Genomic DNA, 26308 nt, shown 5'->3' with positions numbered 1-26308 from the left:
ATGCGCCTTGGAGTGTCTCAGGAAACGCCGGTCGCTACCATGCCGCTTCAGGGCATGACAGCGCCGCCGACGCTTTGCGAGAGATGCTCGGTGGGTGTTCTTTTCATAAAGCGTCGGCTTGGTAAACAGAGCGTTAAACGCGCCCGGTGTCGCGACGCACCGGACAATCGCAACGCGCCGTCCCGCTCTCTCCCGACTCTGTGCGGCGCATGGTGGACAGGGCGGACGAGGCGCCGCAAAGTGGCGCCATGTCCCTTCCGTGCCACGCTCAGGCCCCCGCGTCTCGATGAGCCCTTCACAGCCAGACGGAGCCGAGGCGTTCGATCCACCCTTCGCCGTGGACGAGCCGGCGCAGCACGCGATTCCCTTCGTGTTCAACACGCCGCATTCCGGCGCGCATTACCCGGACTCGTTCCTCGCGGCCTCCCGGCTCGACGCGCTGGCCCTGCGCCGCTCGGAGGATGCCCATGTCGACCGCCTGTTCGCTGCGGTCGTCGGCCTCGGCGCGCCCTTGATGCGGGCGAACTTCCCGCGCGCCTATCTCGACGTGAACCGCGAGCCCTACGAGCTCGACCCCCGGATGTTCGCCGGCCGTCTGCCGTCCTTCGCCAACACCCGCTCGATGCGGGTGGCCGGGGGGCTGGGCACGGTGCCGCGCATCGTCGCCGACGGACAGGAGATCTACCGGGAGCGGCTGCCGGTGGAGGAGGCGGTGCGGCGCATCGAGACGCTCTACAAGCCGTATCACCGAACCCTGCGCGGCTTGATCCATCGCACGGCACGGACCTTCGGCCGGTCCTTCCTGATCGATTGCCACTCGATGCCGTCATCGAGTCTCGGACGCGATGAGAGCGCCCAGGCCGATTTCGTGCTCGGCGACCGCTTCGGCACGGCCTGCCTGCCCTCACTGGTCGATGGGTTCGAGAGCCGGCTGAGGGCTCTCGGCTACAAGGTGGTGCGCAACAAGCCCTATGCCGGCGGCTTCATCACCGAGCATTACGGCGAACCCGGTCTCGGGCGGCATGCGCTGCAGATCGAGATCAACCGGGCGCTCTACATGAATGAGCAGTCGCTGGCGCTGACGGCCGGCTTCGTGACCCTTGCGGACCATCTCGCCGAGGTCATCGCCGGGGTCGCCGCCGAGACGGTCGAGCTGCCGTCCCACCGCATCGCAGCAGAGTAAAACCGGATCGGAGCGCTGCTTCCAGGTGTCCCGAAGACACGCGTCAGACAAAAAAAGGCCGCCCCGAAGGACGGCCCGAAGTCTAGGGAGGAAACGCCCAAGAAGGGCTGCGGGACCGCGACGCCATCGCGATCTCGCAATGCAAAAATTGCATCGCGCCGCACAAATCGCAAGGGCGCCGATCCCGTTTCCACATGTGCGCTGCGCATATCGATCCGACATGCGCGCATGGAACCGAATCAGTTTTCGCCGAGGAGCGCGCGGATCTCCGCTTTCAGGGCGTCGGCCAGGTCCGGCCGCTCCAGGCCGTAGGCGAGGTTGGCGGTGAGGAAGCCGATCTTGGAGCCGGTGTCGTAGGTGCGCCCATCGAAGCGCATCCCAAAAAACTTCTGCTGTTCGGCCAGCCGGATCATCGCGTCGGTGAGCTGGATCTCGCCGCCCGCGCCGGTCTCGCCCCGCTCCAGAATCGAAAATATCTCGGGCTGGAGGATGTAGCGGCCGGAGATGATGTAGTTCGAGGGTGCGGTGCCCTGCTTGGGCTTCTCGACCATGCCGGTGATCTCGAAGGTCTGGCCGAAGGTCTCACCGACGGCGACAATGCCGTATTGATGGGTCTCCTCGGGCTTCACCTCCTCGACGGCGATGACGTTGCCGCCATGCTGCTCGTAGGCCTTCAGCATCTGGCCCATGCAGCCGCGGCTCAGCATGTCGGGCAGCAGCACGGCGAAGGGCTCGTCGCCGACGATCTCGCGGGCGCACCACACGGCGTGGCCAAGGCCCAGCGGCGCCTGCTGCCGGGTGAAGCTGGTCTGGCCGGCCTTGGGCAGATCCTTCTTCAGCGCCTCGTAGGCCTCTTGCTTGCCGCGCTCCTGCAGCATGTGGTCCAATTCGAACGCGATATCGAAGTGATCCTCGATCACCGCCTTGCCGCGGCCGGTCACGAAGATGAAGTGCTCGATGCCGGCCTCGCGGGCTTCATCGACGACATGCTGGACGACCGGGCGGTCGACGACGGTGAGCATCTCCTTCGGAACGGCCTTGGTGGCCGGCAGGAAGCGCGTGCCGAGACCCGCGACGGGAAGGACGGCCTTACGAATTCGTTTCATGTGGCGGGACCCGTTTTTTGGCGTTTGTCGGGGCGAGCCCTGATCGACAATGGATCAAATAGCACGCAGACCGCCGCTAACAGCCCCGCTTGGGTTAGGATTGGCAGGATTTCGTCATAAAACGTAGCTGACGTTTCGGCCGACGGCCGGCGAAGACGGATCAGGGGTGGGCGATGGCGGTTCTGGTCACGGGCGGCGCGGGCTATATCGGCAGCCATATGGTGCTCGCGCTGGTCGATGCCGGGCATGAGGAGGTCGTGGTCCTCGACGACCTCTCGACCGGTTACGACTGGGCTCTGCCTCCGGAAGTGCGTCTCGTCGTCGGCGACGTGGCCGACCAAGCGCTCGTCACCGAGACCATCCTGCGCCACCAGATCGACGCGGTCGCGCATTTCGCGGCCAAGATCGTCGTGCCGGAATCGGTCGCCGACCCGTTGGGCTACTATCTCGCCAACACCGTGAAGACACGCGCGCTGATCGAGACGGCCGCGCGCACGAATGTGCGGCACTTCATCTTTTCCTCGACGGCGGCCGTCTACGGCGAGCCCGAGACCGTGCCGGTGCCCGAGACCCTGGCGACGAACCCGATCAACCCCTACGGCCGCTCGAAGCTGATGAGCGAGTGGATGCTCGCGGATGCCGCCGCCGCGCACGGCTTCACCTACGGGGTGCTGCGCTACTTCAACGTGGCCGGGGCCGATCCGCGCGGGCGTTCCGGGCAATCGATGCCGGCGGCCACCCACCTCATCAAGGTCGCGACGCAAGCCGCACTCGGCCAGCGCACGCATCTGGAGGTGTTCGGCACCGACTATCCCACCCGCGACGGCTCGTGCCTGCGCGACTACATCCAAGTCTCGGATCTGGCCGCGGCGCATCTCACCGTTCTCGACCATCTGCGCGGCGGCGGCGGCAGCCTGACCGTCAATTGCGGCTACGGCCGGGGCTACTCGGTTCTGGAGGTCGTGGAGGTGGTCAAGCGCATCTCAGGCCGCGACTTCGAGGTGCGCTTGTCGCCCCGCCGTGCCGGTGATCCGGCCCAGATCATCGCCGGTGCCGACCGCATTCGCAACGAACTCGGCTGGACCCCGAAGCACGACGACCTCGACGCCATCGTCGCCCAGGCGCTCGCCTGGGAGGACACCCTGGCGAAGCGGAACCGGCGGTGAGAGCACGCTGCGCCACCCTCATTCTCGCGCTCGCGCTGCTGGCGGGGCCGACCCGGGCGCAGGATGGGGACTTCTCCGGCTTCGTCGCCTCCCTGCGCCCCGACGCCACGGCCCGCGGCATCTCGCCGAAGACCTTCGACGCGGCGTTTGCCGGCGTGCAAGGGCCGGATCCGGATGTGGTCGCTCGCACCCGCCGCCAGAGCGAGTTCAGCCGGCCGGTCTGGGACTACCTCGTCGGGGCGCTCTCGGGCGCCCGCATCGCCAGGGGGCAGGCGCAGGGCAAGCGGCTTGCCGCCACCCTCGCCGCCATCGAGGCGAAGACCGGCGTGCCGCGCTCGGTCGTGCTGGCCTTCTGGGGGGTCGAGTCGGATTTCGGAGCCAGCGCCGGCTCCCTGCCGACGATCCGGGCGCTGGCAAGTCTGGCTTACGCCCGCCACCGCGGAACCCTGTTTCGCGACGAGCTGCTGGCCGCCCTCCAGATCCTCGAGAATGGCGACATCGAGCCGGCGCGGATGGTCGGCTCCTGGGCCGGCGCCATGGGACAGGTGCAGTTCCTGCCCTCGGTCTATTTGCGGGAGGCGGTCGATTTCGACGGCGACGGGCGGCGCGACATCTGGCGCTCCGAGGCCGATGCGCTGGCCTCCATCGCGCATTACCTGCAATCGCTCGGCTGGAAGCCCGGCCTGTCCTGGGGCTACGAGGTCAGCCTGCCGAAGGATTTCGACCTGACCCGCTACCGCGGCCCGCTCGCCGACTTCGCCGCCCGCGGGGTGCGCCGCACCGACGGAAAACCCCTGCCGACGGGCGGCGAGGCCAGCCTGTTCCTGCCGGGCGGCCTCGGGAGCCCGGTCTTCCTCATCACCGACAATTTCGAGGTGATCCGCGGCTACAACACCAGCGATTCCTACGCGCTGGCGGTCGGCCACCTCGCCGACCGGCTGGCCGGCGGCCCGGCGCTCGCCGTGCCCTGGCCCAACGGCGCCGCCCGCCTCGACGGGCCGGGCCTCAAGCGTCTCCAGGCGGGGCTCGCCGCCCAGGGGCTCTATGCCGGCGAACAGGATGGACGCGCCGGCCCGAAGCTGCGCGAGGCGGTGCGGCAGTACCAGATCCGCGAGGGCCTGCCCGCCGACGGCTATGCCCGGCCCGCGCTTCTGGAGCGCTTGGAGGGACGGCCATAGTGTCTCTCACAAAACTCCTGCAGCGCCGCCGGGCCCAGAGGGGGCCGATGGGTGATCGGTCGTTTGTGAGGCACTCTTAGACGCGCGCCCCTCAAGGCGCTATCCTGACCGGATGTGAGGTCGGACCCGCTCCGGCCCCTCCCCCTCCCCTTCGATCGAGGCTTCGCGCATGCAACGCCGCCCGACCGATCGCACCGCGTTCCCGCGTACCCCTGCGATCCTCGGCCTCCTCCTCCTCGCGGCCCTCTGGCTCACGGCGGCGTGGTCCACCCTGCCGCAGCCGGCCGCGGCGCAATGGGGCGACAGCTACGACGCACCCGCGGCCGATCCCTACGCCGCGCCGCCACCGCGCCGCCGGGCCCGCGGCGCCTATGCCGACGAGTACGGCTACGGCCGGGCCCCCGCCCGCCGGGCCGCGCCGCCGCAGGAGGCGCCGCGCCAGTTCTACTGGCCGTGGGAGGACCAGCCGCGCGCCCAGCCGACCCCGCCGCCCCAGCCCGCGCCCGGCTATGCCCGGCCGTCGCGCCCGCGTGCGCCCGCCGCGGCCCCTGCCACGGCCCCTGCCACGGCGGGCCGTTCGGACGAGGAGCGTGCCGCCCGCCGCCGCCGGCCGAGCCCGGCCCCCGCGGTGGCGCAGCCCAAGGCCAAGGTGCCGAAGGCGGCGCCGACGACGCAGATCGCCGTGTTCGGCGACTCGCTCGCGAGCTACCTCGCCAAGGGCGTCGATGACGCGTTCTCGGACAATGCCGAGGTCGCCGTGCTCGACCGCTCGAAGGCCGATAGCGGCCTCGTGCGCAAGGATCTGGTCGATTGGGCCAAGACCGCCGAGGATTTCCTCAAGACCACGCCCAAAGTCTCCTACGCCCTGATGATGGTCGGCCTGAACGACCGGCAGGCGATCCGCGAGGGCGACCAGACCGTCGAGGCCCTGTCCGACAAGTGGCGCGAGATCTACGCCGCGCGGGTCGACGAGGTCGCGAAGGTGTTTGCCGAGCACAAGGTGCCGCTGATCTGGGTCGGCCTGCCGCCGGTCCGCAGCGAGAGCCTGAGCCGCGACTTCGCCGCCATCAACGATCTCGTGCGCGAGCGGGTGCAGCGGGCCGGACAATCCTATGCCGAGGTCTGGCAGGGCTTCGTGGACGATCGCAACCGCTTCACCGCCGCGGGGCCCGATGTGGACGGCCAGGAGGCGCGGCTGCGCACCTCGGACGGAATCCACTTCACCGCCGCCGGCTCGCGCAAGGTCGCCCATTTCGCCGATGTGGAGCTCAAGCGCCTGATGGGGGAGAAGAGCGGCCCGCCCTCCGAGCAGCCCGCCGCCGCGATCGCCGCCACGCCCGGCGAGGGCGGTGCCGGATTGGGCGTCGACGACACGGCGGCGATCGATCGCAAGATCACGGCGATGCTGCCGAGCCTGCCCGAGCCGCCGGGTATCCCGAGCCTGCCGGTCAAGCCCGCGGCAGGGCCGGTGGTGCCGCTCGGCCGCACCGAGGTCTCGCCGGGCGGGACGCTCCTCACCGCACGTCCGCAGGAGGGGGATGCCACGGGCACCCGCGAGCGCAGCCTGCAGCGCGGCGCCGCCCCCCTGTCCCAGCCGGGCCGGGCGGACGATTTCCGCTGGCCACCGGGATAGGGCTCCTCAACCGCCCGAAGAGGTCGATCAGGTCTCCACGGCGGGTGGGCCGTGCGGAGCGGCGACGAGCCCGGCGCCGACGGCGATCCAGACCAGATGAGCGTCCGTGCGGGCGCCGAGTTTGGCCCGGATCAGCGACAGATTGTTCTGGACCGTCTTAAGGCTGAGGCACAGCGCTTCGGCGATGGTCTGCGCCGTTGCGCCCGCTGCCGTCATGCCGAGGATCTCGACCTCGCGCGGGCTGAGCTCGTCGAGGCTGCTGCGCCCGCCGGCCACCTCGTCCTGCGCGATCGCGAGGGCGATGTCGGCGCTCATGGCCCGCTCGCCGCGCAGGACGCCCGCGGCGGCTTCCAGCAGCTCGCGGGGGGCGCTCGCCTTGCTGACATAGCCGCTGGCCCCCGCTGCGAAGGCTTGGCGCGCGATGGCGGCGCCGGTGCGCATGCTGAAGACGAGGATGCGGGCCGCGCCGTCCCATTGCCGGATGTGCCGGATCGCCTCGATGCCGCTCGGCCCCGGCAGCGACAGGTCGAGGATCACGAGGTCCGGCGTCCGCGCCTTGTAGAGGCGGTAGGCCTCCGCTGCGGTCGCGGCTTCGGCCACGACCGTGAAACCCGGCTGCCGTTCGAACAGCCGCCGATAGCCCTCACGCACGACGGGATGGTCATCGACGAGGAGGATGTCCGTCATCGTCCGCCTCACCCGTGAACCGGAACGGTGACGCGGGCGCGGATGCCGCTGCCGTTCCCGGTGAGCGAGAGTTGTCCGCCGAGGGCGGCAAGCCGGGCGCGGATCCCGGGAAGTCCGCGGCCGGACGCGCCGGCTGCGCGGGCAGCGTCGCCCCCGCCGTTATCGTCCACGGTCAGCGTGACGGTCCCGCCCCCGGTGCCGGTGCGCTGCAGCCGCAGGAAGACGTGGCTCGGTCGTCCGTGCCGCAGGGCGTTGGTCAGCAGTTCCTGGGTGATCCGATAGAGGCTCGCCGACGCCTCGTCGGACAGGCCCGACCAATCGCCCTCGACATCGAGGTGCAGGCTCGGCCCGGTCCGTAGCCGCGCCCGCCAGTCCGAGACGAGGCCGCGGATGCCGTCGCCCAAGCCGATCCCGGCAAAGTCGGGGAGTTCGAGCCGCGCCAGGGCGCCGCGCAGGCTCTCGCGCATGGAGGCGACGACCGCCTCGATGCCGCGCGCATCGGCGCGCAGATCCGCGCGGTCCGTCGGCGCGCCGGCCTCGATCGCGGCGGCGAGCGCCCCGGCGGCGGCAAGGCATTGGCCGAACGCGTCGTGCAGGTCGCGGGCGAGGCTCTGGCGCTCCTCTTCCTGCACTTGCACCAGCCGCTGCATCAGCGCGGTCCGCTCGCTTTCGGTTCGGGCCAGTCGCCCGGCGAGCGCGTCGAAGGCCGTGGCGATCCGGTCGAACTCCGCCGCCTTGAAGCGCGGCAGGGGCGGACGGGACGCGCCGGCATCGAAGCCGTCCAGGTGGCGCACGATCCGTCCTGCGGGCGCGACGAGGTCGGCGGCGGCGAGCCAGCCGAGGATCGCCGTGGCTCCGGCGAGCGAGAGGGCAAGGCCGCTCGCGAACCGCACCTGCCGCCACGCGCGCCCCGCAGCCGCGCCGGAATCGGGCCAGGTCGAGACGCTGCCGAGACGGCGTCCGCGATAAACGATCTCCCGGACGACCGGATCGCCGAGAGCTCTGGCCGACGACAGGACGGCCGCGAGCCAGGCGGGGGCCGTGCCGAGCCCATCCCAATCGCCGCAGAGCCGCCGTGGCATCTCGCTGCCGAGGCGGATCTCGGCGCAGATCCCCGGCAGCAGCATCAGGATGGTTGGCTCGGCCTCGGGTTCGCCCACCGGCAGCGCCGCCGGCCCGACGCTGCCGAGCCCCGGTTGCCGGGCAAGCGCGGCGGCGATCCGTTCCGCCGACACGGCCGCCTCACCGCGCAGGGCGCTGCGCGCCTCCCACAGGGTCCAGGCGACGGCGCCCGCCAGACAGAGGAGGGTCACGATCAGAAGGCGCAGGGCGAGATGCGCGGGCAGGCTCATCGGGGCGACCGTCCAGGGGAGCGTCGCCCAAGATGGCACCGGCCGCCGTCCGCGACGCAAGAGGGACGGATGGCTGTCGGGAAAAATGCCCGCGCGGAAGCGGGAGCCGTTCCCTGGGCGAGCGTGACGAGCCGGCGCAAGCTTCCGATCGTCGTCCCCCTCATCCGGAATGCCGCCTTTGCCGACTCGTCGATCCGTCCTCGCCGCGGGCGCCTGCCTGCCGATCCTTCGGTTTCCCGAAGCACGGGCGGCACCCCCCGCACCCGCCGATCGCGTCGGCGCCTTCACCGTCACGCCGCTGCGCGACGGCCTCTTCCCGCTTGAGCCGAGTATGATTCCCGGCGCCGACAGCGAGGCCGGACGCGCCCTGCTCGCCCAAGCCGGCTTGCCACCGAGCGGCCCCTCGCTCGAACCGGTCAACGCCTTCCTGATCCGGCGCGGCGCACGGCACGGGTTGCTCGATGCCGGCTGCGGAACGGTGTTCGGACCGGGCTTCGACCGGGTGACGGCGGCTCTCGCCGCGGAGGGGTTGCGGCCCGACCAGATCGAGACCGTGTGGCTGACCCACCTCCACGCCGACCATGCGGGCGGCCTGCTCACGGGCGATGGCCGCGCCCGCTTCGCCAATGCCGAACTGGTGCTCCAGGAGCGCGAGGCCGCCTACTGGTCGGATGCCGGTGCGCGTTCCCGCGCGCCCTCGGCGATGGGGCTGTTCTTCGACACCGCGCGGGCCGTGCTGGCCGCCTATGCCGGCCGGGTGCGCCGCGTCTCCGGCGGGGCCGAACTCGCCCCCGGCGTCTCGTTCCTGCCCCTGCCGGGGCACACCCCCGGCCATGCGGGCGTGCTGATCGAAGATGGACCAGAGCGGCTGCTGATCTGGGGCGACATCCTCCACTCCCGCCTGCTGCAGGTGCCGCATCCGGATTGGACCGTGATCTGGGATGCCGATCCGGCGGAGGCGATCGCCACCCGCCGCCGGATCTTCGACCGGGCTGCCAGCGAGGGGCTGGCCGTGACGGGCATGCACCTCGCAACCCGGGGCCGGATCGAGCGGGCCGGCGCAGGCTACGAACTGGTCTCCGCCGCACCCTGACCCTGCGATCCGACCCCGCCGCGTGCCCGCTCGCGAAGCAACCGGATCAGCGCCGCCGCTTCGGGCGTCGGCGCCCGCTCGATGCGGCGATAATCGCGGCCATCCACGGCCGACACGTCATCGATCACGTAGGGGATCAGCTCTCTCGGCACGGTCATTCTCCGAGTGCCGTTCTCCGGATCGGAGGTCGAGGGTCACCGGCTTGCGACGCGGCACGGGAATGATGTCATGCCCAGTGTGGAGGTTGCAGGTTTAGCTCGCCTTTCGGGGCGGTGACGCCTGGGTGATCTGCAGACCCGGCTTCGCCATAGCATTGCCTGCGATGACGGCAAGGATGACGGCAAGCCGGAGTACTCGCGTCGATCGAGCGCCGGCGATGGAAAAAGGGGCACCGCCTCCCGGCGATGCCCCCGTGATCGGCTGAGATGCGAGATGCGGTTCAGAGCGGCAGAACGGTCGCGCCCATCAACGCCTCGTCGATCGAGCGGGCGGCCTGACGGCCCTCCCGGATCGCCCAGACCACCAGGGACTGGCCCCGGCGCATGTCGCCCGCGACGTAGATCTTCGGGTTCGAGGTCAGGTAGTCCTGATCGTTGGCAGCGACGTTGCCGCGCTTGTCCACGGCCACGCCCGATTCCGAGACCAGACCCTTCTGCACCGATCCGGCGAAGCCGATCGCCATGAAGACGAGGTCGGCCGGCAGCACGAACTCGCTGCCCTCGATCGGCTGACGCTTCTCATCGACGCGCGCGCAGACCACGCCGGTGAGCTGGCCCTTGCGGTTGCCCTCCAGCCGCAGGGTCGCGGCCTGGAACTCGCGCTCGGCGCCCTCCGCCTGGCTCGACGAGGTGCGCATCTTGGTCGGCCAATAGGGCCACACCGTCAGCTTGTCCTCGCGCTCGGGCGGGCGGGGGCGGATGTCGAGCTGGGTGACCGAGAGCGCCCCCTGGCGGAACGAGGTGCCGACGCAGTCGGAGGCCGTGTCGCCGCCGCCGATGACCACGACGTTCTTGCCGGCGGCCAGGATCGGCAATTCGCCGTTGCCCGGCATCGGCTCGGCGCCGACCCGGCGGTTCGACTGCACCAGGAAGGGCATGGCGTAGTGCACGCCGTCGAGTTCCTGGCCCGGAAGCTGCGGGTTGCGCGGATCCTCGGCGCCGCCGCAGAACAGCACGGCATCGAACTGGCTCGTCAGGTCCTCCAGGGGCACGTTGACCCCGATGTTGGACTTGTAGTGGAAGACGACGCCCTCGGCTTCCATCTGCTTCACGCGCCGGTCGATGTGGCGCTTTTCCATCTTGAAGTCGGGGATGCCGTAGCGCAGCAGGCCGCCGGCCTTGGGCTCGCGCTCGTAGACGTGCACGTCGTGCCCGACCCGGGCGAGCTGCTGGGCCGCCGCCATGCCGGCCGGTCCGGAGCCGATCACCGCCACGCGCTTGCCGGTGCGGTTCGCCGAGGGCTCGGGTTTCACCCAGCCCATGTTCCAGGCACGGTCCGCGATCGCCTGCTCGATCGTCTTGATCGCGACCGGCTGGTTCTCGAGGTTCAGCGTGCAGGCCTCCTCGCAGGGCGCGGGGCAGATGCGGCCGGTGAACTCGGGGAAGTTGTTGGTGGAGTGGAGGTTGCGCGCGGCCTCCTCCCAGTCCGACTGGTAGACGAGGTCGTTCCAGTCCGGGATCTGGTTGTGGACCGGACAGCCGGTCGGCCCGTGGCAGAACGGGATGCCGCAATCCATGCAGCGCGCGGCCTGTTTGGACAGGTCGTGCTCGTCGAGCGGCAGCGTGAATTCGCGGAAGTGCCGCACGCGGTCGGCGGCGAGCTGATACTTCTGCTCCTGCCGGTCGAATTCGAGAAACCCGGTGACCTTGCCCATCGATCAGTCCTTCGCAGGCGCGGATCTCTCGACCACGCGGCCTTGCCGTCTGCCCGGCATCACTGTGAACCGGTCGGCGGCTTCCTGCCGCCGACCGGTATGGCCCGCCTTGATGACGCTCGATTACTCCGCCGCCACCGGCATGCGCGCCATTTCCATCTCGCGCAGCGCCCGGCGGTACTCGACCGGCATCACCTTGACGAACTTGGTGCGGAAGGCCGCCCACTCGTCGAGGATCTGCTTGGCCTTCGGCGAACCCGTATACTTCATGTGGTTGGTGAGGAGCTGCGACAGGCGCTCCTCGTCGTGGCCCGACATGTCCGCGAGGATGTCGACCCGGCCCTTGGTCTCCAGGTCGCCGTCCTGGTGGAAGCGGCGCATGAGGTCGTCCTCCTCCTCCACCGGCTCCAGATCGACCATCGACAGGTTGCAGCGGTCGCGGAACGAGCCGTCCTCGTCGAGCACGTAGGCGATGCCGCCGGACATGCCGGCCGCGAAGTTGCGCCCCGTCACGCCGATGGAGACCACAACGCCGCCGGTCATGTACTCGCAGCCATGGTCGCCCATGCCTTCGACCACGGTGATGGCGCCGGAATTGCGCACGGCGAAGCGCTCGCCCGCCGCACCGCGGATGTAGCACTCGCCCGCGATCGCCCCGTAGAGCACGGTGTTGCCGGCCATGATCGTGCGGGCGGGGGGCGCCTTCAGCGCGTCGCTCGGACGGATGATCAGCTTGCCGCCCGACAGGCCCTTGCCGACATAATCGTTGCCGTGGCCGGTCAGGTCGAGGGTGACGCCCGCGGCGAGCCACGCGCCGAAGCTCTGCCCGGCGGTGCCGTTGAGCTTGACCACGATGGTGTCGTCGGGAAGCCCGTCATGGCCGTGGCGCTTGGCCACCGCGCCGGAGAGCATGGCGCCCGCCGCGCGATCCGAGTTGCGGATCACGTCGGTGAGGGTCACCGGCTCGCCGGTCTCGATGGCCGTCTCGGCGCCCGCGATCAGGCGACGGTCGAGCACCGTGTCGATCGGGTGATGCTGCGTCTCGACGTGACGGATCGCCACCTCCGGCCCGACATTCGGCCGGTGGAACAGCTTCGAGAAGTCGAGGCCGCGGGCCTTCCAGTGCTCGATCGCCTCGCGCTTGTCGAGGAGATCGGAGCGGCCGATCAGGTCCTCCAGCCGGGTGAAGCCCGTCGCCGCCATCAGCTCCCGCAGCTCTTCGGCCACGAAGAAGAAGTAGTTGATGACGTGTTCCGGCGTTCCCTTGAAGCGCTTGCGCAGCACCGGGTCCTGGGTGGCGACGCCCACCGGGCAGGTGTTGAGGTGGCACTTGCGCATCATGATGCAGCCGGCCGCGATCAGCGGCGCGGTCGAGAAGCCGATCTGGTCGGCGCCGAGCAGCACCGCGATCATCACGTCCTTGCCGGTGCGGATGCCGCCATCGGCCTGGAGCGCGACCCGGCCGCGCAGGCCGTTCATCACCAGCGTCTGCTGCGTCTCGGCCAGACCCGTTTCCCAGGGACCGCCCGCATGCTTGATCGAGGTGAGCGGGGCGGCACCCGTCCCGCCGTCGAAGCCCGAGATCGTGATGTGGTCCGCGCGCGCCTTGGCGACGCCCGCCGCGACCGTGCCGACGCCGACCTCGGAGACCAGCTTCACCGAGACGTCGGCGGCCGGGTTCACGTTCTTCAAGTCGAAGATCAGCTGGGCCAGATCCTCGATCGAGTAGATGTCGTGGTGCGGCGGCGGCGAGATCAGGCCGACGCCCGGGGTCGCGTAGCGGACCTTGGCGATCTTGGCATCGACCTTGTGACCGGGGAGCTGGCCGCCCTCGCCGGGTTTGGCGCCCTGCGAGACCTTGATCTGCATCATGTCGGCGTTGACGAGATACTCGGTGGTGACGCCGAAGCGGCCCGAGGCGACCTGCTTGATCGCCGAGCGGCGCGAACGCCCGTCCGGCCCGGTGATGAACCGGCGCGGCTCCTCGCCGCCCTCACCCGAGTTGGAGCGGCCACCGAACGAGTTCATCGCGATCGCCAGCGTCTCGTGCGCCTCCTTCGAGATCGACCCGTAGGACATCGCGCCCGTGGCGAAGCGCTTGACGATCTCGGAGGCCGGCTCGACCGCCGAGATGTCGACCGGTTCGCGGCCGAGATCGGCGGCGGTCTTGATCCGGAACAGGCCGCGCAGGGTCTTGAGGTGGTTCTCCTGCTCGTTCACCAGCCGGGCGTATTCGCGGTAGCGCTCGGCCGCGCCGAGACGCACCGCGTGCTGCAGCGTCGCCACGGTGTCGGGCGTCCAGGTGTGGGTCTCGCCGCGCAGGCGATAGGCGTACTCGCCGCCGACATCGAGCGCGTTGCGGTAGATCGGAGCGTCGCCGAAGGCGTCCTGGTGGCGCAGGGCCGTTTCCTGGGCGACCTCGGCCATGCCGATACCCTCGACCGTCGTGGCCGTGCCGAAGAAGTCCTTGGCCACGAAGTCGGAGTTCAGGCCGATCGCGTCGAAGATCTGCGCGCCGCAATAGGACTGGTAGGTCGAGATGCCCATCTTGGACATCACCTTGAGCAGGCCCTTATCGATCGACTTGATGTAGCGGTAGACGATCTCGTCGTCGGTCAGGTCCGGCGGGAACTCGCCCTTCATCCCGATCAGCGTCTCGAAGGCGAGATAGGGGTTGATGGCCTCCGCGCCGTAGCCGGCCAGGCAGGCGAAGTGATGCACCTCGCGCGGCTCGCCCGACTCGACCACGAGGCCGACCGAGGTGCGAAGCCCCTTGCGGATCAGGTAGTTGTGCACGGCTGCGGTCGCGAGCAACGCCGGGATCGGGATACGGTCCGGCCCGACCATGCGGTCCGACAGGATGATGATGTTGTAACCGCCGCGCACCGCGACCTCGGCCCGGTCGCACAGGCGATCGAGCGCGCCCTCCATCGCCCCCGCGCCGGACTCGGCCGCGTAGGTGATGTCGAGCGTGCGGGTGTCGAAGCGGTCCTCGAAGTGGGAAATCGAGCGGATCTTCTCGAGGTCGCCGTTGGTCAGGATCGGCTGACGCACTTCGAGCCGCTTGCGGCGGGAGGCGCCCTCCATGTCCAGCAGGTTCGGGCGCGGGCCGATGAACGAGACGAGGCTCATCACGGCCTCCTCGCGGATCGGGTCGATCGGCGGGTTGGTGACCTGCGCGAAGTTCTGCTTGAAGTAGGTGTAGAGCAGCTTCGGCTTGTCGGAGAGCGCCGAGAGCGGCGTGTCCGAGCCCATGGAGCCGACCGCCTCCTGGCCGGTCACGGCCATCGGGGCCATGAGCAGCTTGAGGTCTTCCTGGGTGTAGCCGAAGGCCTGCTGGCGATCGAGCAGGGAGACGTCCGTGCGCGAGGCCCGCGGGCTGATCGGGTGCAGCTCCTCCAGCACGATCTGGGTGTTCTTGACCCACTCGGCATAGGGATGTGCGGAGGCCAGCTCGCCCTTGATCTCCTCGTCGGAGACGATGCGGCCCTTCTCCAGATCGATCAGCAGCATCCGGCCCGGCTGCAGGCGCCAGGACTGGACGATCTTCTCGTCGGGGATCGGCAGCACGCCCATTTCGGAGGCGAGCACGACGAGGCCGTCATCGGTGACGATGTAGCGGGCGGGGCGCAGGCCGTTGCGGTCGAGGGTCGCGCCGATCTGGCGTCCGTCGGTGAAGGCGACCGCCGCCGGGCCGTCCCACGGCTCCATCAGGGCGGCGTGGTACTCGTAGAAAGCGCGCCGCTCCTCGCTCATCAGCGGATTGCCGGCCCAGGCCTCCGGGATCAGCATCATCATCGCGTGCGCCAGCGAGTAGCCCCCGGCCACGAGGAATTCGAGGGCGTTGTCGAAGCAGGCGGTGTCGGACTGGCCCTCGTAGGAGATCGGCCACAGCTTCGAGATGTCGTTGCCGAACAGCTCGGAATCGACGCTGGCCTGGCGCGCGGCCATCCAGTTCACGTTGCCGCGCAGCGTGTTGATCTCGCCGTTATGCGCGACCATCCGGTAGGGGTGCGACAGGCGCCAGGTCGGGAAGGTGTTGGTGGCGAAGCGCTGGTGCACGAGGGCCAGCGCCGAGACGAAGCGCGGGTCCTTCAGGTCGAGATAGTAGTGGCCGAGCTGGTGCACGAGCACCATGCCCTTGTAGACGATCGTCCGGCTCGACACGGAGACCGGGTAGAACTCCATCAGCCGCTTGTCGCCGTGGCCGTAGACCTTCCCGGAGATCACCTTGCGGGCGATGTAGACGCGCCGCTCGAACGTGTCCTGGTCGGTCACGCTCGCCGGGCAGCCGATGAAGAGCTGGCGGTGATGCGGCTCGGTCTCCTTCACCGCCCTGCCGAGGTCTTCCGAATCGACCGGCACGTCGCGCCAGCCGAGCAGCGGCAGGCCCTCGTCGGAGAGCGTCTTCTCGACGATCTCCTCGATGATCGCGCGGGCCTCCTCCGCCTTCGGCAGGAAGAACTGGCCGATGGCGTACTGGCCGGCCGGCGGCAGCTCGAAGCCGAGGCGCGAGCATTCCTCCGAGAAGAAGCCGTGCGGGATCTGGGTGAGGATTCCGCAGCCGTCGCCCATGGTCGGGTCGGCACCGACCGCGCCGCGGTGGTCGATGTTCTCCAGGATCTTGAGACCCTGCTGGACGATGGCGTGGCTGCGCCGGTCGTGCATGTCCGCGACGAAGCCGACGCCGCAGGCGTCGCGCTCGTGAGCGGGGTTGTAGGCGCCTTCGGCCGCGGGAAGGGCCGGGTCGCGCAGGATCATCGGCGTGGCGCCGGCGCGCGACGGCGCGGCATTCTCGCCGTTCACAACCGGCACCGACAGCTCAGACGGGATTTCACGCATCGTCCGCACATCTCCGACCCTGCCCGCATGCGAGCATGTTTCGTGCCCGGACACCGCCGGTGTCCGGGCTGCCGCCTTCTTTATACCGAGTCGGGTGGGGTCAGGTTCTTCCTGCCGGAATTGCCCGCCAACCCGCGGGCTGAAGCTCCGGCTTGTTCAGCCAGCGCTCGCCCGGATCGCCTCGACGGTCACCGGTTTCTCAGCTCGTCCGGACGTCACGTCGATCACGTGATGGATCCCCAAAGCTGGCCCGACGGCCAAGCACGACAAATGGGACAGTCTTACTGTCCTATAGGTGGACGTTGCCAGATTTCATTCGTTCCAGCAAGGGGCCGCCGACCATCGCGGCCGGCCTTTTGAACATGCCTTGGATACGCGCAACGCACCCGCCTCTCGGCACCCGTCTCTCGGCCTGAATCGGGCGGGCGGACGCGTGCCGGGCCGCACCGCATCACCACAATCGCACTGGCAGGTTCCGGGCCGGTTCGCAATGTCGCCCCAATCAACCGTTTAGAAAACCTTGCCGGCACGGAAGGAATGCGGGGATGCGTCTGCCGTGACGCCGGGGGACCCGCGATCAACAGCGGGCTCCCGGGACTTTCCCCCTCTTCTGCACAGCTTGGTTCGAGAGGTCCCCATGGCTTCGAGCCGTCACACCCCTGGTGGACTCGCGAGAGCGGCACTGCGTCGCGGCCTCGGGTTCGGCCTCGTTGCCGCGCTCCTGTCCGGAGCCGGACTGCAGAACGCCGCCGCCCAGGGCTTCTACCGTGAGATTTATGGGCCGCCGCGGGCGGCCTACCTCGAGGATGACGGCGTGTTGCCGTCCCGCGAGGTCGTCGATGAGCTGCGGGATCGCGGCTTCTCCGAGATCGGACGTCCCCGCTACGACGGGCGGAACTACCGCGTGGAGGCAACGAGCCCGCGCGGCCAGCGGGTGCGGCTCGTGGTCGATGCCCGCGAGGGCGACGTGATCGGGCGCGAGCCGCTCGAAGGCGTCTACTATCCCTCCGACCGGGTCCGTCCGGCGGTCCCCGGCTACGGCTGGACCGAGGACGACATGCGCCCACGCCGCCCGATCCGCGAGGCCGAGCGCATCATGCCGCCCGCCGACATCCCCTCCGTTCCCGGTCTGCGCAGTGCTCCGCTCGGCGGCGAGCGCAACGCGGTGCGGGCCGAGCGCGTGCCCCCGGCAGCGCGGCCGGACGCCAATCCGCTCGGCGTCAATCCGGACGCGGCGACCCGCTCCGAGCAGCCTCGGCGCGCGGCGGCCCGGACTGCCCCCACACCCAAGCTGCCGTCCCAGGCACGCATTGCCCCGACGATTCCGGAGCCCTCGCTCCGGTCGGGTTCGCCCGCGTCGCCGGCGATGACGCCCGCAGCGAAAACCGAGCGGGACAAGGCGGAGCCGAAGGAAGCCAAGGCGGTCGAGCCGAAGGTGGGCGAGCCCCGGCCCGAAACCGGCAAAGAAACCGGCAAGGAAACCGGCAAGGCTGAAACGAAGACTGACGCCGCGAAGCCGGAGCCCGCCAAGGACGCGACGAAGACCGCCGAGTCGAAGCCGGTCGCCGGCAAGGGCTGGCAGGATCCGCCGGCCGATGGTCCGCGCAAGAACGTGCGGGTGATCGGCGGTGCGACGGTCGTCCCCGGCGGCGCTGGCGAGGCCGGCGGCGCCGACTAGCGCATCGTCCCGAAGGGTGGTTGCCGGCTTTCGGAAAAAAGATGATGCGAAAACGAGAGCCTGAAGCATCGTCCGGGATCACGTATCCAGGACGATGCTTGAGCGGGGGGGCGGCGCGTGGAAGCCGGGCTCAGCCGCCCTCCCCGGCCAGGACCAGCCGCTCGCGTCCGGAGAACACGGTCAGGGTGTCCGAGCGGGCGATGGCGCAGAGCGTCATGTCGTGGCAGCGCGCCCGCTCGATGGCGAGCGAGGTCGGGGCGGAGATCGCCACCAGCACCGAGGCGCCCAAGCTGGCGGCTTTCTCCGCCATCTCGAACGAGCAGCGGCTGGTGATGACGAGAAAGCCCTCGTCCGGCCGCACGCCCTGGCGCAGCAGCGCGCCGATGCACTTATCCAGAGCATTGTGGCGGCCGACATCCTCGCGCACCGCCAGCAGCGAGCCGTCGAGGTCGGCCCATCCGGCCGCGTGGACCGCACGCGTCTCCCGGTTAAGACGCTGACGGTCCGATAGCGCGGTCAGCGCCGCCTGGATCGCCGCCAGCGTCACCTGCGGGCCCTTGCCGGAACGGGGCCGGGCAATCGGCAGGGCGGCGAGATCCTCGATCCCGCAGACGCCGCAGCCGGTGCGCCCGCTGATCGCCCGCTTGCGAGCGAGGTGCTCGCGCAGCCGTCCCGGCGCGAGATCGACCAGCAGCCTCAGGCCGCCCTCGCCGGGCTCGACGGTGACGCCGCGGATCTCGTCGGGCGCCTCGATCACGCCCTCGGTCAGGCTGAAGCCGTAGGCGAAATCCTCGAGATCGGCCGGCGTCAGCATCATCACGGCATAGGGCACGGTGCCGTAGACGACGTTGACCGGCATCTCCACGGCCAGGGCGCGGGAATCGGGTCTTGCCTCGGGCGCGTCATAGGCAACGACGAGTGTTCCGACCTTGACCGACGTCGCCGGGCCGTCCGCGCTGAAGTCGTCCGCAGCGTCTTGATCAGATTTTCCGCCGACGTTCTGCATCCGTATCCCCAGAGGCAGCCAAGTTGCCCGCTGCGCAACCCTGATACCGCGTCCAAGCGACGCTTGGGGGCGCTGTTGTGGTTGCGGTTTTTTGATCAGTATGGTTCTACGTCGCAACCGCCCATCCGGCAGCGATACGGTCACGCCGGAACCGGCAAGGCCCGCGACACGATCGGGCCGTTCTCGGATTTGCGACGCGGGTCGGCAAATTCAAGGGCAAACAAACCACAGGCACCAGGGGAGCCAAGCGGGGACATGCGGACGACGCAGGCGCAACATCGGTTATCGTGGGGGCTGGCCGCGTTCGGCGCTCTCCTCGGTTCGTCCTCCTCCGCTCTCGCGGCCGGTATCGGTCAGCCCGAGCCGTGGCAGATGAGCCGTCAGATACCGGTCACGGCCGAGGCCGCTGACCTCCTCAACTTCGAGCACGGACTGCACTGGATCGCATTCGCGATCTCGGTCTTCGTTCTCGTTCTCATTCTCTACTGCATCTTCAAATTCAACGAGAAGACGAATCCGACGCCGTCCCGCACCACGCACAACACGGCGATCGAGGTGGCCTGGACCATCATCCCGGTCCTGATCCTCGTGGCGGTGGCGATCCCCTCGTTCCGCACCCTGCGCACGCAGCTCTCGGACCCGAAGGCCGACATCGTGGTCAAGGTGGTCGGCCACGCGTGGTACTGGTCCTACGTCTACCCGGCCGAGGGCGACAAGGGCGGCTTCACCTTCGATGCGAACCTCGACGACGAGCAGCAGCCGAAGCTGCTGGCGACCGACAACGACATGGTCATTCCGGTCGGCAAGATCGTGAAGGTGCAGGTCACCTCCGACGACGTCATCCACTCCTGGGCGATCCCCTCCTTCGGCGGCAAGATCGACGCGATCCCCGGACGCCTGAACCAGTGGTGGTTCAAGGCCGACCGCGAGGGCACCTATCACGGCCAGTGCTCCGAGCTGTGCGGCGCCCGTCACGCCTACATGCCGATCACAGTCCGCGTGGTCAGCGAGCAGGCCTACGCCGACTGGCTGACCGAGGCGAAGACCAAGTACGCCGCGATCGACAACGGCGCGCGCCTCGCGGACGCCCGCTGACGCTTCTCCTGGCCGGCACGCGCCGGCCGGATCTCCCTTCGCCAGAGGCGACAGACATCTGATTAAGGCAAGGATCGATGGCCACCGCCACAGCACATGCCGGGCATGACGCCCACCACGACCATAAGCCCTCCTTCTTCTCCCGCTGGTTCCTCTCGACGAACCACAAGGACATCGGCACGCTCTACCTGATCTTCGCCTTCATGGCGGGCATCATCGGCGCGTTCCTGTCCTTCGGCATCCGCATGGAGATGGAGGAGCCGGGGCTCCAGTACTTCTCCAACCCGGCGACCTACAACGTGTTCGTCACCGGCCACGGCCTCATCATGGTGTTCTTCATGGTGATGCCCGCCCTCATCGGCGGCTTCGGCAACTGGTTCGTCCCGCTGATGATCGGCGCGCCGGACATGGCCTTCCCGCGGATGAACAACGTCTCGTTCTGGCTGACGGTGTCGGGCTTCGCCTGCCTCCTCTGCTCGCTGTTCGTCGAGGGTTCGCCCGGCGCCAGCGGCGCGGGCACCGGTTGGACCGTCTACCCACCGCTCTCCTCCACGGCCGGCCATCCCGGTCCGGCGGTCGATTTCGCGATCTTCTCGCTCCACCTCGCCGGTGCGGGCTCGATCCTCGGCGCGATCAACTTCATCACCACCATCCTCAACATGCGCGCCCCCGGCATGACGCTGCACAAGATGCCGCTCTTCGCCTGGGCCGAGCTCGTCACCGCCTTCCTGCTGCTCCTGTCGCTCCCGGTTCTCGCCGGCGCGATCACGATGCTGCTCACCGACCGTAACTTCGGCACCACCTTCTTCGATCCGGCCGGCGGCGGCGATCCGGTGCTCTACCAGCACCTGTTCTGGTTCTTCGGTCACCCCGAGGTGTACGTGATGATCCTGCCGGCCTTCGGCATCGTCTCGCACATCATCGCCACCTTCTCGAAGAAGCCGGTCTTCGGCTATCTCGCCATGGCCTACGCCATGGTCGCCATCGGCGTCGTCGGCTTCGTCGTGTGGGCCCACCACATGTACACCGTCGGCCTGTCGCTTCAGACGCAGTCCTACTTCGTCTTCGCGACCATGGTGATCGCGGTGCCGACCGGCGTGAAGATCTTCTCCTGGATCGCGACGATGTGGGGCGGTTCGATCCGCTTCACCGCGGCGATGCACTGGGCGGTGGGCTTCATCTTCCTGTTCACGGTCGGCGGCGTCACCGGCGTCGTGCTCGCGAACTCCTCGGTCGATAAGTACCTGCACGACACCTATTACGTCGTGGCGCACTTCCACTACGTGCTCTCGCTCGGGGCCGTGTTCATCATCTTCGCCGGCATCTACTACTGGTTCCCGAAGATGACCGGTCACGTCATCCCGGAATGGGCCGGCAAGCTGCACTTCTGGCTGGCCTTCATCGGCGCGAACGTCCTGTTCTTCCCGATGCACTTCCTGGGTCTGGCCGGCATGCCGCGTCGCTACGCCGACTATCCGGAGGCCTTCGCCGGCTGGCATAAGGTCGCGACGCTGGGCGGTCACGTCTTCGCCCTCAGCATGGTCGTGTTCGTGATCGGCATCGTGCTGGCCTTCCGCTCCAAGACCCGCGCCGCGGACAATCCGTGGGGCGAGGGTGCCACCACCCTGGAATGGACCCTCTCCTCGCCCCCGCCCTTCCACCAGTTCGAGACGCTCCCCAAGATCGTCGACGAGCCGGCCCACTAAGGGCGGAACGAAAACCGAAGATCGCGAGGACCGCCCCGGCGGTCCTCGCTCTTTCCCGGAGGCCCCCCGCGGTGCGGTAAGGCCTCCCGCAAAGGGCGGCGCCGCCAACGGCGCGATCCGAAAACCTCAAAAAACATCAGAACAAGCGTCAGAGCACGGTTTCCATGACGAGCCTGTCGAACAGCCTGAGTGCCGACACCGGCACCACGTCGTTCTCCCCCGCCGCGGGGGGCGAAGTCTCCGACTTCTTCTCCCTGCTGAAGCCGCGGGTGATGGTGCTCGTCATCTTCACCGCCCTCGTCGGCATGGTGGTCTCGGACGCCACCGTGAACCCGGTGATCGCGGCGATCTCGCTCCTGATGATCGCCGTCGGCGCCGGCGCCTCGGGCTGCCTCAACATGTGGTGGGACGCCGACATCGACGCGCTGATGACCCGCACCGCCAAGCGTCCGATTCCGGACGGGCGCATCCGCCCCGACGAGGCGCTGGCCTTCGGTATCGTCCTGTCGGTCGGCTCGGTGCTGATCCTCGGGCTGGCCTCGAACTGGCTCGCAGCCGGGCTGCTCGCCTTCACCATCGTGTTCTACGCCGTGATCTACTCGATGTGGCTGAAGCGGGCGACCGCGCAGAACATCGTCATCGGCGGCGCGGCCGGCGCCCTCCCCCCGGTGGTGGGCCAGGCGGCGGTGACCGGCCATGTCGGCATCGAGTCGCTGGTCCTGTTCGCGATCATCTTCATCTGGACGCCGCCGCATTTCTGGGCGCTGGCGCTCGTGAAGAGCGGTGAATACGCCCGCGCCGGCATCCCGATGATGCCGAACGTCGCCGGCCCGGATTCCACCCGCCGCCAGATCATCTGGTACTCGCTGGTCCTCGCGCCGCTGGCCCTCGTGCCGGTCTGGCTCGGCTTCGGCGGCTGGCTCTACGCCGTCGTCGGCGTGCTCGGCGGGCTCGGCATGCTGGCGGGCGCGGTGCAGGTCTACCGGCTGCGTGAGGGCGAGCCCGAGCGCAAGGCGGCGATGGGCCTGTTCGCCTTCTCGATCCTCTACCTGTTCCTGCTCTTCTCGGCGCTGCTCGCCGAGCAGGGACTCGGATTGTTCCGCGCGGTCGCAGCTTGAGGCCCGCCATGTCCGATCTCCCCGAAGGGATTCGTCCGCTGACACCGGAGGAGGCCAAGACCCGCCGCAAGCGCTCGGTCGCCATCGCCCTGACGCTCGGCGCCCTGGTGCTGCTGTTCTTCGTGCTGACGATCGCCAAGCTCGGACCGCAGATCCTGCAACGGCCGCTCTGAAGGCGTGACCCGATGACGAATTTGGGCGAGAGGCAGAAACAGGCGGGGCGCGGCACGCGCTGGACCGTGCTCGCCTGTGCGGGCGTGGTGCTCGGCATGGGCGGTCTCGCGGCCGTCTCGGCGCCGCTCTACTCCATGTTCTGCAAGGCGACCGGCTTCAACGGCACCCCGCTCGTCGGCGCCGCGCCCACCGCTCCGACGGGCGAGGCTCTGGCTCCGGTCTCGGTCCGCTTCGACACCAACGTCTCGAAGAACCTGTCCTGGCACTTCCGGCCGGAGCAGTCGCGGGTCGAGGCCGTGCCCGGCCAGACCGCGACCGTGTTCTTCAAGGTGACGAATACCGGCTCGGCACCTGCGGCCGGCATCGCCGTGTTCAACGTACAGCCGGATCTGATGGGCAGCTACTTCGTCAAGGTGCAGTGCTTCTGCTTCGACGAGCACACGTTGCAGCCGGGCGAGTCGGCGGAATTCCCGCTGGTGTTCTACGTGGATCCGGCCCTGCGCAAGGATCCGGACATCGGCGATCTCTCGGAGATGACGCTGTCCTACACCTACTACCCTTCGAAGAACGGTGCGCCGGTGGCCGAGGCGGCCAAACCCGCCGCGACGCGCAACTTTTGAGGGCGAAGCGGCGGGCCAAGCGTGACAATGGCGCGACCGCCGCAGTAGAGGGTTTTCAACCGAGGTCCGGTCCCGCCGGACCTCCAAGGCAACAGGGCCCGGCCGTCAGGCGGTGACGGGCAAGGGCTGAGGGAGAACCATTGCGATGGCCGGGGCGCACGCCAAGAACCACGATTACCACATCATCAACCCGAGCCCGTGGCCGCTGCTGGGCGCGTTCTCCGGGTTCCTGATGGCGTTCGGCGCCGTCTTCTGGATGAAGGGTCTCTCCGCGGGCGGCCTCGCCATCGGCCCCTACGTGTTCGGCGCCGGCACGCTCGGCGTGCTCTACACGATGCTGTCCTGGTGGCGCGACGTCACCCACGAGGCGAATTCCGGCGACCACACCCGCGTCGTCCAGCTCCATCACCGCTACGGCATGATCATGTTCATCGCCTCCGAGGTGATGTTCTTCGTGGCGTGGTTCTGGGCCTATTTCGAGGCCGCGCTCTACACGGCCGACCCGATCCAGCCGCAGCGCGTCGAGTTCACCGGCGGCATGTGGCCGCCGAAGGGCATCGAAGCCTTCGACCCCTGGCACCTGCCGCTCCTCAACACCCTGATCCTGCTCACCTCGGGCACCACCGTGACCTGGGCCCACCACGCCCTTCTGCACGGCGACCGCAAGGGCCTCAAGTACGGCCTGTGGCTGACCATCATCCTCGGTGTGCTGTTCACCGCCTGCCAGGCCTACGAGTATGCCCACGCCCATTTCGGCTTCTCGGGCTCGATCTACTCGGCGACCTTCTTCATGGCGACGGGCTTCCACGGCGCCCACGTCATCATCGGCACGATCTTCCTCGCCGTCTGCCTGCTGCGCACCTACCAGGGTGACTTCACCCCGAAGCAGCATCTCGGCTTCGAGTTCGCCGCTTGGTACTGGCACTTCGTCGACGTGGTGTGGCTGTTCCTGTTCGCCGCCATCTACGTCTGGGGCGCGGGCGCCGGCGGCGCGGCCCACTAGCCGGTCGAGTCGACAGCATCCGCCGCCCTGCTGGGGCGGCAACCCTGAAGGGCGGCGCGAGCCGCCCTTTTCACGTGCGGCGTGCCGTCCGTTGCACCATACCGGCGGACAGCGAGGAGCATCCCTTGAGCCGAACCGCTACGAATCCGCCCCCCTCCCCGATCGCGACGGGCCTGCGCGGGCGCTGCCCCGCCTGCGGCGAGGGCCACCTGTTCAAGGGCTTCCTCGCCGTCAAACCGGCCTGCGAGGTCTGCGGCCAGGATTTCTCCGCGTTCGATTCGGCGGACGGACCGGCCTTCTTCGTGATGTCGATCACCGGCTTCGTCGTCGTCGGCATGGCTCTGTGGATGGAGATCACCTATGAGCCGCCGGTCTGGGTCCATGCCCTGGTCGCAGGCAGCCTTGCCATCGGCCTGAGCTTGGCTCTGGTGCGTCCGCTGAAGGGGCTGCTCGCGGCAATCCAGTTCGCCAACAAGGCCGCGCAGGGGCGCTTCCGCTAGTGGCCGCCCTGTCCTCGACCGAGCGAAGCGCCCGCCTACGCAGCCTGTGGGCGCCGGGCCTCGCGGCCCTGATCTGCCTCGCGATCCTGCTCGGCCTCGGCACGTGGCAGTTGGCCCGCAAGAGCGAGAAGGAGGCGCTGATCGCCCGCATCGTCGAGCGCTCGCATGCCGAGCCGCCGGCCGCCCCTCCCCCCTTCCAGGAATGGGACGCGAAGGCCGACGAGTTCAGCCGGGTGCAAGCGCGCGGCACCTTCCTGCACGACAAGGAGACCCTGGTGCACGGGCTGGCACCGGGCGAGCCCGGCCGGGCGCTCCAGGGCTTCTACGTCATCACGCCGCTCAAGCGCGACGACGGGACGACCATCCTGGTCAACCGCGGCTTCGTGCCGACCGAGCTGAAGCGCCCCGAGGACCGCGCGGCCGGTCAGGTCGCGGGCGCGGCGAGCGTGACCGGCATGCTGCGCGCGAGCGAGACCCGCACGCTGTTCGTGCCGGAATCCGATCCGAAGCGTGAGGCGTGGTTCACCCGCGACATTTCCGGCATGAGCGCCGCCCGCGGGCTCACGAACGTCGCCCCCTACCTGATCGAGGCGGATGCGACGCCGAATCCCGGCGGCTGGCCCCGCGGCGGCCAGCTCCGCGTCGATCTGCCGAACAACCACCTGCAATACGCCTTCACGTGGTTCGGCATCGCCGCCTGCCTGATCGGCGTCTTTTCCGTTTTCGCGTGGAGACGGCTGTACGATCCGGCGGACCCGAAGGCCGGTTGACGGCGTTGGCCCGCGTGTTGCCTCGATCGTAAGCCTGCGCGGGGGACGACCCTCGCGGCAAGCCTCGCGATCAGAGATGCGGAGGGCTCCCGATGCGTGCCGTCGCCGTCTTTCTGTTGGTTTTCCTGGCATCGGCCCCGGTCCGGGCCGACGACGCGGCCCGCGATGCCGCCCGTGCCACCATCGAGCGGCAGATCGAGGCCTTCCGCCGAAGCGACGCCGCGGCGGCCTATGCCGAGGCCGCGCCGCAGGTCCGCAACCTGTTTCCCTCGGCCGAAATCTTCATCGCCATGGTCGCGAAGGGCTACGCCCCGGTCCTGCGCCCGCGCAGCTACCGCTTCGAGGCGACCGAGACGACGGGCGAGGACGAGTTGGCCCAGGGCCTGAGCCTTCAGGACGAGGCCGGCATCGATTGGGTCGCGCTCTACACGCTCCAGCGTCAAGCCGACGGTCAGTGGCGCATCACCGGCTGTCACTTGAAGAAGGCGCCGGGCGAGAAGGTTTGACGCCGCAGATGTGAGAAAC

At 69.1% G+C, this 26308-nt stretch carries 22 protein-coding genes; 15 read left to right on the top strand and 7 right to left on the bottom strand.

Going from position 1 to position 26308, the window contains the following annotated elements; genetic code table 11:
- Nucleotides 1-286: 286 nt before the first annotated feature.
- Nucleotides 287-1183 (top strand): N-formylglutamate amidohydrolase, encoded by an 897-nt coding sequence (locus tag Y590_RS15480; RefSeq protein WP_060770640.1) that lies wholly within the window; start codon nt 287-289, stop codon nt 1181-1183.
- A gap of 239 nt (nt 1184-1422) precedes the next feature.
- Here the strand turns inward: Y590_RS15480 and galU are convergent, their stop codons facing one another.
- Entirely contained in the window at nt 1423-2289 is an 867-nt protein-coding gene (galU, locus tag Y590_RS15475; protein ID WP_060770639.1) for a UTP--glucose-1-phosphate uridylyltransferase GalU, read from the bottom strand.
- Nucleotides 2290-2462: 173 nt separating this feature from the next.
- Between galU and galE the strand changes: the two genes are divergently transcribed.
- From galE to Y590_RS15460, 3 genes are all read left to right on the top strand, one after another.
- The gene (gene galE, locus Y590_RS15470; RefSeq protein ID WP_060770638.1) at nt 2463-3455 is read left to right on the top strand and encodes a UDP-glucose 4-epimerase GalE; all 993 of its coding nucleotides are present in this window, start codon (nt 2463-2465) and stop codon (nt 3453-3455) included.
- On the top strand, nt 3452-4633 hold the full coding sequence (locus tag Y590_RS15465; RefSeq protein WP_060770637.1) for a lytic murein transglycosylase: 1182 nt from the start codon (nt 3452-3454) through the stop codon (nt 4631-4633). Before galE ends, Y590_RS15465 begins: the two co-directional genes overlap by 4 nt.
- A gap of 169 nt (nt 4634-4802) precedes the next feature.
- Nucleotides 4803-6266, top strand: a complete 1464-nt coding sequence (locus Y590_RS15460) for an SGNH/GDSL hydrolase family protein (protein ID WP_060770636.1) — start codon at nt 4803-4805, stop codon at nt 6264-6266.
- A gap of 27 nt (nt 6267-6293) precedes the next feature.
- On the opposite strand, the gene Y590_RS15455 is transcribed toward Y590_RS15460, so the two are convergent.
- Both Y590_RS15455 and Y590_RS15450 read right to left on the bottom strand, forming a co-directional pair.
- Nucleotides 6294-6953 carry a response regulator gene (locus tag Y590_RS15455; RefSeq protein ID WP_060770635.1) on the bottom strand — a complete coding sequence of 220 codons (660 nt, stop codon included), beginning with the start codon at nt 6951-6953 and terminating at the stop codon, nt 6294-6296.
- Between the two features lie 8 nt (nt 6954-6961).
- Complete coding sequence (locus Y590_RS15450; RefSeq protein WP_060770634.1) at nt 6962-8305, bottom strand: sensor histidine kinase; 1344 nt, start codon at nt 8303-8305, stop codon at nt 6962-6964.
- A 169-nt stretch (nt 8306-8474) separates the two neighbouring features.
- Here Y590_RS15450 and Y590_RS15445 point away from each other — a divergent pair, with 169 nt between their 5' ends.
- Nucleotides 8475-9398, top strand: coding sequence for an MBL fold metallo-hydrolase (locus tag Y590_RS15445; RefSeq protein WP_060770633.1), 924 nt, complete (start codon nt 8475-8477; stop codon nt 9396-9398).
- On the opposite strand, the gene Y590_RS15440 is transcribed toward Y590_RS15445, so the two are convergent.
- From Y590_RS15440 to gltB, 3 genes are all read right to left on the bottom strand, one after another.
- Entirely contained in the window at nt 9371-9550 is a 180-nt protein-coding gene (locus tag Y590_RS15440) for a hypothetical protein (RefSeq protein ID WP_144439980.1), read from the bottom strand. The genes Y590_RS15445 and Y590_RS15440 overlap by 28 nt on opposite strands.
- A 287-nt stretch (nt 9551-9837) precedes the next feature.
- Nucleotides 9838-11271 carry a glutamate synthase subunit beta gene (locus tag Y590_RS15435; RefSeq protein WP_060770631.1) on the bottom strand — a complete coding sequence of 478 codons (1434 nt, stop codon included), beginning with the start codon at nt 11269-11271 and terminating at the stop codon, nt 9838-9840.
- 123 nt (nt 11272-11394) lie between these two features.
- Nucleotides 11395-16113, bottom strand: coding sequence for a glutamate synthase large subunit (gltB, locus tag Y590_RS15430; RefSeq protein WP_060770630.1), 4719 nt, complete (start codon nt 16111-16113; stop codon nt 11395-11397).
- A gap of 637 nt (nt 16114-16750) precedes the next feature.
- On the opposite strand from gltB, the gene Y590_RS15425 reads away from it, so the two are divergent.
- Complete coding sequence (locus Y590_RS15425; protein ID WP_060770629.1) at nt 16751-17791, top strand: hypothetical protein; 1041 nt, start codon at nt 16751-16753, stop codon at nt 17789-17791.
- Nucleotides 17792-17921: 130 nt separating this feature from the next.
- Here Y590_RS15425 and fdhD read toward each other — a convergent pair whose 3' ends face one another.
- On the bottom strand, nt 17922-18797 hold the full coding sequence (gene fdhD / locus Y590_RS15420; RefSeq protein ID WP_060770628.1) for a formate dehydrogenase accessory sulfurtransferase FdhD: 876 nt from the start codon (nt 18795-18797) through the stop codon (nt 17922-17924).
- A 255-nt stretch (nt 18798-19052) separates the two neighbouring features.
- Between fdhD and coxB the strand changes: the two genes are divergently transcribed.
- The 9 genes from coxB to Y590_RS15375 all read left to right on the top strand — a co-directional run bounded on the left by coxB (nt 19053) and on the right by Y590_RS15375 (nt 26289).
- Nucleotides 19053-19892, top strand: a complete 840-nt coding sequence (gene coxB / locus Y590_RS15415) for a cytochrome c oxidase subunit II (protein WP_060770627.1) — start codon at nt 19053-19055, stop codon at nt 19890-19892.
- A gap of 77 nt (nt 19893-19969) precedes the next feature.
- A complete protein-coding gene (ctaD, locus tag Y590_RS15410; protein WP_060770626.1) occupies nt 19970-21598 on the top strand; it encodes a cytochrome c oxidase subunit I in 1629 nt (542 codons plus the stop codon).
- Between the two features lie 164 nt (nt 21599-21762).
- Complete coding sequence (locus Y590_RS15405; RefSeq protein WP_060770625.1) at nt 21763-22716, top strand: heme o synthase; 954 nt, start codon at nt 21763-21765, stop codon at nt 22714-22716.
- 8 nt (nt 22717-22724) lie between these two features.
- The gene (locus Y590_RS27050) at nt 22725-22889 is read left to right on the top strand and encodes a cytochrome c oxidase system small membrane protein (protein WP_056202830.1); all 165 of its coding nucleotides are present in this window, start codon (nt 22725-22727) and stop codon (nt 22887-22889) included.
- Nucleotides 22890-22901: 12 nt separating this feature from the next.
- The gene (locus Y590_RS15395; protein ID WP_060770624.1) at nt 22902-23510 is read left to right on the top strand and encodes a cytochrome c oxidase assembly protein; all 609 of its coding nucleotides are present in this window, start codon (nt 22902-22904) and stop codon (nt 23508-23510) included.
- Between the two features lie 145 nt (nt 23511-23655).
- Entirely contained in the window at nt 23656-24513 is an 858-nt protein-coding gene (locus tag Y590_RS15390; protein ID WP_004446930.1) for a cytochrome c oxidase subunit 3, read from the top strand.
- A 125-nt stretch (nt 24514-24638) separates the two neighbouring features.
- Nucleotides 24639-25013: a DUF983 domain-containing protein gene (locus tag Y590_RS15385; protein WP_060770623.1), complete on the top strand. Its 375-nt coding sequence runs from the start codon at nt 24639-24641 to the stop codon at nt 25011-25013.
- A complete protein-coding gene (locus Y590_RS15380) occupies nt 25013-25783 on the top strand; it encodes an SURF1 family protein (RefSeq protein ID WP_060770622.1) in 771 nt (256 codons plus the stop codon). The genes Y590_RS15385 and Y590_RS15380 overlap by 1 nt, the downstream gene beginning before the upstream one ends.
- A 92-nt stretch (nt 25784-25875) precedes the next feature.
- Nucleotides 25876-26289, top strand: coding sequence for a DUF4864 domain-containing protein (locus tag Y590_RS15375; protein ID WP_060770621.1), 414 nt, complete (start codon nt 25876-25878; stop codon nt 26287-26289).
- The last annotated feature ends 19 nt before the right edge of the window (nt 26290-26308 follow it).

The sequence above is a fragment of the Methylobacterium sp. AMS5 genome, from assembly GCF_001542815.1.
In the GTDB taxonomy this organism is placed as follows: Bacteria; Pseudomonadota; Alphaproteobacteria; order Rhizobiales; family Beijerinckiaceae; genus Methylobacterium.
The sequence above is the reverse complement of the archived record's forward strand: the minus strand, read 5'-3'. Positions and strand labels throughout refer to the sequence as shown.

Coding starts and splice junctions, on each gene's coding strand:
- Y590_RS15480 (WP_060770640.1), top strand. CDS start 287: ATGAGCCCTTCACAGCCAGACGGAGCCGAGGCGTTCGATCCACCCTTC.
- galU (WP_060770639.1), bottom strand. CDS start 2,289: ATGAAACGAATTCGTAAGGCCGTCCTTCCCGTCGCGGGTCTCGGCACG.
- galE (WP_060770638.1), top strand. CDS start 2,463: ATGGCGGTTCTGGTCACGGGCGGCGCGGGCTATATCGGCAGCCATATG.
- Y590_RS15460 (WP_060770636.1), top strand. CDS start 4,803: ATGCAACGCCGCCCGACCGATCGCACCGCGTTCCCGCGTACCCCTGCG.
- Y590_RS15455 (WP_060770635.1), bottom strand. CDS start 6,953: ATGACGGACATCCTCCTCGTCGATGACCATCCCGTCGTGCGTGAGGGC.
- Y590_RS15450 (WP_060770634.1), bottom strand. CDS start 8,305: ATGAGCCTGCCCGCGCATCTCGCCCTGCGCCTTCTGATCGTGACCCTC.
- Y590_RS15445 (WP_060770633.1), top strand. CDS start 8,475: ATGCCGCCTTTGCCGACTCGTCGATCCGTCCTCGCCGCGGGCGCCTGC.
- Y590_RS15435 (WP_060770631.1), bottom strand. CDS start 11,271: ATGGGCAAGGTCACCGGGTTTCTCGAATTCGACCGGCAGGAGCAGAAG.
- gltB (WP_060770630.1), bottom strand. CDS start 16,113: ATGCGTGAAATCCCGTCTGAGCTGTCGGTGCCGGTTGTGAACGGCGAG.
- Y590_RS15425 (WP_060770629.1), top strand. CDS start 16,751: ATGGCTTCGAGCCGTCACACCCCTGGTGGACTCGCGAGAGCGGCACTG.
- fdhD (WP_060770628.1), bottom strand. CDS start 18,797: ATGCAGAACGTCGGCGGAAAATCTGATCAAGACGCTGCGGACGACTTC.
- coxB (WP_060770627.1), top strand. CDS start 19,053: ATGCGGACGACGCAGGCGCAACATCGGTTATCGTGGGGGCTGGCCGCG.
- ctaD (WP_060770626.1), top strand. CDS start 19,970: ATGGCCACCGCCACAGCACATGCCGGGCATGACGCCCACCACGACCAT.
- Y590_RS15405 (WP_060770625.1), top strand. CDS start 21,763: ATGACGAGCCTGTCGAACAGCCTGAGTGCCGACACCGGCACCACGTCG.
- Y590_RS27050 (WP_056202830.1), top strand. CDS start 22,725: ATGTCCGATCTCCCCGAAGGGATTCGTCCGCTGACACCGGAGGAGGCC.
- Y590_RS15395 (WP_060770624.1), top strand. CDS start 22,902: ATGACGAATTTGGGCGAGAGGCAGAAACAGGCGGGGCGCGGCACGCGC.
- Y590_RS15390 (WP_004446930.1), top strand. CDS start 23,656: ATGGCCGGGGCGCACGCCAAGAACCACGATTACCACATCATCAACCCG.
- Y590_RS15375 (WP_060770621.1), top strand. CDS start 25,876: ATGCGTGCCGTCGCCGTCTTTCTGTTGGTTTTCCTGGCATCGGCCCCG.